The organism is Salicola sp. Rm-C-2C1-2, assembly GCF_040196175.1.
In the GTDB taxonomy this organism is placed as follows: domain Bacteria; phylum Pseudomonadota; class Gammaproteobacteria; order Pseudomonadales; family Oleiphilaceae; genus Halospina.
Window position 1 is genome coordinate 1 of the sequence record NZ_JBEFNF010000014.1, and the last position, 5531, is coordinate 5531.

Here is a 5531-nt window from a genome sequence, read left to right on the forward strand (position 1 = left end):
ACACACAAAAAAGCCCCGCGCGGAGTTGCCGGCGGGGCTTGGGTGTAGGGGCCTGACGATGACCTACTCTCGCATGGGATCTCCCACACTACCATCGGCGCTGAGTCGTTTCACTTCTGAGTTCGGCATGGGATCAGGTGGTTCCGACTCGCTGTGGTCGTCAGGCGAAAGGGGGTGGCAAGCAACGGATTGTGATGTTGGTGGCAGTGACTCAAGGCTGAACCCGGAGCATGCGCTGGGGTGTTATATAGTCAAGCCTCACGAGCCATTAGTACCGGTTAGCTTAACGCCTTGCAGCGCTTCCACACCCGGCCTATCCACGTCCTGGTCTTGGACGGCTCTTGAGGGGCCTCGAGGGCCCGGGGAGATTTCATCTTGGAAGGGGCTTCCCGCTTAGATGCCTTCAGCGGTTATCCTGTCCGAACTTAGCTACCCGGCAATGCCACGGGCGTGACAACCGGAACACCAGAGGTTCGTCCACTCCGGTCCTCTCGTACTAGGAGCAGCTTTCCTCAAATCTCCAACGTCCACGGCAGATAGGGACCGAACTGTCTCACGACGTTCTAAACCCAGCTCGCGTACCACTTTAAATGGCGAACAGCCATACCCTTGGGACCGGCTTCAGCCCCAGGATGTGATGAGCCGACATCGAGGTGCCAAACACCGCCGTCGATGTGAACTCTTGGGCGGTATCAGCCTGTTATCCCCGGAGTACCTTTTATCCGTTGAGCGATGGCCCTTCCATACAGAACCACCGGATCACTAAGACCTGCTTTCGCACCTGCTCGACGTGTTTGTCTCGCAGTCAAGCGGGCTTGTGCCTTTACACAAACCGCACGATGTCCGACCGTGCTTAGCCCACCTTTGTGCTCCTCCGTTACGCTTTGGGAGGAGACCGCCCCAGTCAAACTACCCACCACACAGTGTCCTCGTCCCGGGTAACGGGACTGAGTTAGAACCTCAAACATGCCAGGCTGGTATTTCAAGGGCGGCTCCACGATGACTGGCGTCACCGTTTCGAAGCCTCCCAGCTATCCTACACAAGCATGCTCAAAGTCCACTGTGAAGCTATAGTAAAGGTTCACGGGGTCTTTCCGTCTGGCCGCGGATACACTGCATCTTAACAGCGATTTCAATTTCACTGAGTCTCGGGTAGAGACAGCGCCCCCATCGTTACGCCATTCGTGCAGGTCGGAACTTACCCGACAAGGAATTTCGCTACCTTAGGACCGTTATAGTTACGGCCGCCGTTTACCGGGGCTTCGATCAAGGGCTTCGCCGCAGCTAACCCCATCAATTAACCTTCCGGCACCGGGCAGGCGTCACACCGTATACATCCTCTTTCGAGTTAGCACAGTGCTGTGTTTTTAGTAAACAGTCGTAGGGGCCTGGTATCTTCGACCGCCTCGTGCTCCGCCCGCCAGGGGCTTCACACTAACGCGGCGTGCCTTCTCCCGAAGTTACGGCACCATTTTGCCTAGTTCCTTTACCCGAGTTCTCTCAAGCGCCTTGGGATTCTCACCCTGACCACCTGTGTTGGTTTGGGGTACGGTCCCACGTGACCTGAAGCTTAGAGGCTTTTCCTGGAAGCATGGCATCAGCGGCTTCGCGCCCTTGGGCGCTCGTCGTCGCGTCTCGGCTTGCGGTGGCGGATTTGCCAACCACCGCGGCCTACTCGCTTGAACCGGGACAACCACTCGCCCGGCTCCGCCTAGCCTTCTCCGTCCCCCCATCGCAGTCACGCGAGGTACGGGAATATTAACCCGTTTCCCATCGACTACACCTTTCGGTCTCGTCTTAGGGGCCGACTCACCCTGCGCCGATTGGCGTTGCGCAGGAAACCTTGGTCATCCGGCGAGGAGGGTTTTCACCTCCTTAATCGTTACTCATGTCAGCATTCGCACTTGTGATACCTCCAGCACACCTCTCGATGCACCTTCGCAGGCCTACACAACGCTCCTCTACCACGCCTTCAAAAAGGCGTCCGCAGCTTCGGTGACCGGTTTAGCCCCGTTACATCTTCCGTGCAGGCCGACTCGACTAGTGAGCTATTACGCTTTCTTTAAAGGATGGCTGCTTCTAAGCCAACCTCCTAGCTGTCTGTGCCTTCCCACTCCGTTTCCCACTTAACCGGTACTTGGGGACCTTAGCTGGCGGTCTGGGTTGTTTCCCTCTTGAGCACGGACGTTAGCACCCATGCTCTGTCTCCCGTGATGGCACTTGGCGGTATTCGGAGTTTGCAAGGGGTTGGTAAGCCGAGATGGCCCCCGAGCCCAAACAGTGCTCTACCCCCGCCAGTGATACACGAGGCGCTACCAAAATAGCTTTCGAGGAGAACCAGCTATCTCCGGGCTTGATTAGCCTTTCACTCCGATCCACAGCTCATCCCCCCATTTTTCAACATAGGTGGGTTCGGGCCTCCAGTCGGTGTTACCCGACCTTCACCCTGGCCATGGATAGATCGCCCGGTTTCGGGTCTACTCCCAGCGACTGTGTTCGCCCATTTAAGACTCGGTTTCCCTACGGCTCCCCTACACGGTTAACCTTGCCACTGAAAGTAAGTCGCTGACCCATTATACAAAAGGTACGCGGTCACACCCCGAAGGGTGCTCCCACTGCTTGTACGCAAACGGTTTCAGGGTCTATTTCACTCCCCTCACAGGGGTTCTTTTCGCCTTTCCCTCACGGTACTGGTTCACTATCGGTCAGTCAGGAGTATTTAGCCTTGGAGGATGGTCCCCCCATATTCAGACAGGTTTCCACGATCCCCGTCCTACTCGATTTCACTTATGGGCGCGTTTCGCGTACGAGACTATCACTCTCTATGGTGTGACTTTCCAGACACTTCCACTACCCACCCATAAGCTTAAGGGCTAATCCCCGTTCGCTCGTCGCTACTGAGGGAATCTCTTTTGATTTCTTTTCCTCCGGGTACTTAGATATTTCAGTTCTCCGGGTTCGCCTCGCCCGCCTATGTATTCAGCGGGCGATACCTGACCGAAGCCAGGTGGGTTTCCCCATTCGGACATCGCCGGATCGAAGCTTGTTTGCCAGCTCCCCGACGCTTTTCGCAGGCTGCCACGTCCTTCATCGCCTCTGACTGCCAAGGCATCCACCGTTTGCGCTTATTCGCTTGACTATATAACCCGCAGCACACGCTCGGTGCGCGCAGGCTACTGCCATTACGCCGGATTCAACGCTTGAGTCAGTGCCACCGATCGCGATTGGCGTTACAACAACACCAGGTTGGTTTCAAAAAAACCGCCCTGCTGTCATCAAACGGTCATCGCCATCAATGAACATCAGACTTAATTAATTGCTTGCCACTTTGTTAAAGAGCATTGTGATGCGGAATCACAGATCAGTTTTCTCAGCGAAAAAACTCATCTTTGACCCCGTCGCACGCACCATCGGGTGCCGTGAAACTGGTGGAGCCGAGGAGAATCGAACTCCTGACCTCCTGCGTGCAAGGCAGGCGCTCTCCCAACTGAGCTACGGCCCCCTTATCCGGCTGTCTCAGAACCCCCGAAACGGGGCCGTTCTGGTGGGTCTGGGTGGACTTGAACCACCGACCTCACCCTTATCAGGGGTGCGCTCTGACCAACTGAGCTACAGACCCAAACTCACTAAGGGCTTTCACCCCTCCGGGCCCAGCCCAGATCCTTTCATGCTCTTTACAACGGGTCAGATTATTTGTTGTGGACGCTGGCGCGGCGCCGACGTGTCGATAAGGAGGTGATCCAGCCGCAGGTTCCCCTACGGCTACCTTGTTACGACTTCACCCCAGTCGTGAACCACACCGTGGCGATCGTCCCCCCGAAGGTTAGACTAACCGCTTCTGGTGCAGTCCACTCCCATGGTGTGACGGGCGGTGTGTACAAGGCCCGGGAACGTATTCACCGCAGCATTCTGATCTGCGATTACTAGCGATTCCGACTTCACGGAGTCGAGTTGCAGACTCCGATCCGGACTAGGAGGCGTTTTAAGGGATTCGCTTGCACTCGCGCGCTTGCTGCCCTCTGTGCGCCCCATTGTAGCACGTGTGTAGCCCTGGCCGTAAGGGCCATGATGACCTGACGTCATCCCCACCTTCCTCCGGTTTGTCACCGGCAGTCTCCCTAGAGTTCCCGGCCGGACCGCTGGCAACTAAGGACAAGGGTTGCGCTCGTTACGGGACTTAACCCAACATCTCACGACACGAGCTGACGACGGCCATGCAGCACCTGTCACTGCGCTCCCGAAGGCACCGAGGTATCTCTACCAAGTTCGCAGGATGTCAAGACCAGGTAAGGTTCTTCGCGTTGCGTCGAATTAAACCACATGCTCCACCGCTTGTGCGGGCCCCCGTCAATTCATTTGAGTTTTAACCTTGCGGCCGTACTCCCCAGGCGGAGAACTTATCGCGTTAGCTGCGTCACTAAGGCTTCAATAGCCCCAACGACTAGTTCTCAACGTTTACAGCGTGGACTACCAGGGTATCTAATCCTGTTTGCTACCCACGCTTTCGCACCTCAGCGTCAGTGTCAGCCCAGGCAGTCGCCTTCGCCACTGGTGTTCCTCCCGATATCTACGCATTTCACCGCTACACCGGGAATTCCACTGCCCTCTGCTGCACTCTAGCCTGATAGTTCGGATTGCAATTCCCAGGTTGAGCCCGGGGCTTTCACAACCCGCTTATCAGACCGCCTACGCGCCCTTTACGCCCAGTAATTCCGATTAACGCTTGCACCCTCCGTATTACCGCGGCTGCTGGCACGGAGTTAGCCGGTGCTTCTTCTGCAGGTAACGTCAACACTGGCGGGTATTAACCGACAGCTTTTCCTCCCTGCTGAAAGTGCTTTACAACCCTAGGGCCTTCTTCACACACGCGGCATGGCTGGATCAGGGTTGCCCCCATTGTCCAATATTCCCCACTGCTGCCTCCCGTAGGAGTCCGGGCCGTGTCTCAGTCCCGGTGTGGCTGATCATCCTCTCAGACCAGCTACGGATCGTCGCCTTGGTAAGCCATTACCTCACCAACAAACTAATCCGACATGGGCCCATCCAATAGCGCGAGCCGGAGCCCGCTTTCCCCCTCAGGGCGTATGCGGTATTAATCCGGGTTTCCCCGGGCTATCCCCCACTACTGGGTAAGTTCCCATGCATTACTCACCCGTCCGCCGCTCGTCAGCACCCCGAAGGGCCTGTTACCGCTCGACTTGCATGTGTTAGGCCTGCCGCCAGCGTTCAATCTGAGCCATGATCAAACTCTTCAGTTTAAATCATTCCGATGCCGAAGCATCGTTATACAAGCTCAAAGACCGCACTCGAATCAACGAGCACTGACTTTGATGATCTGCCGACCACCGCAGCCAGCGCCCACACAAATAATCTGACCCACTTGTTAAAGAACCTCAGAAGGCGCTAAGCCCCTGATTCGGAAAACAAAATTCTAAAGCATTTCAGAATTTTGTCAACCCTCGGAACAACCCGTTTCGCCTCAAAGCGTCGCCGCCTTGGGCCGTTGCCCCGAATGAGATGCGTATTCTACA

At 56.2% G+C, this 5531-nt stretch carries 2 tRNA genes and 3 rRNA genes; all 5 read right to left on the minus strand.

Annotation, left to right across the window (positions count from 1 at the left end):
* Window positions 1-50: 50 nt before the first annotated feature.
* Window positions 51-165: ribosomal RNA gene (rrf, locus tag AAF659_RS14955) — 5S ribosomal RNA — on the minus strand.
* Between the two features lie 82 nt (window positions 166-247).
* Window positions 248-3139: ribosomal RNA gene (locus AAF659_RS14960) — 23S ribosomal RNA — on the minus strand.
* Window positions 3140-3426: 287 nt separating this feature from the next.
* Window positions 3427-3502 (minus strand) — tRNA-Ala (locus AAF659_RS14965).
* 40 nt (window positions 3503-3542) lie between these two features.
* Window positions 3543-3619, minus strand: a tRNA-Ile gene (locus AAF659_RS14970).
* A 109-nt stretch (window positions 3620-3728) separates the two neighbouring features.
* A 16S ribosomal RNA gene (locus AAF659_RS14975) occupies window positions 3729-5258 on the minus strand.
* Together the 16S, 23S and 5S rRNA genes with 2 tRNA genes alongside form the textbook arrangement of a ribosomal RNA operon.
* Between the last annotated feature and the right edge of the window lie 273 nt (window positions 5259-5531).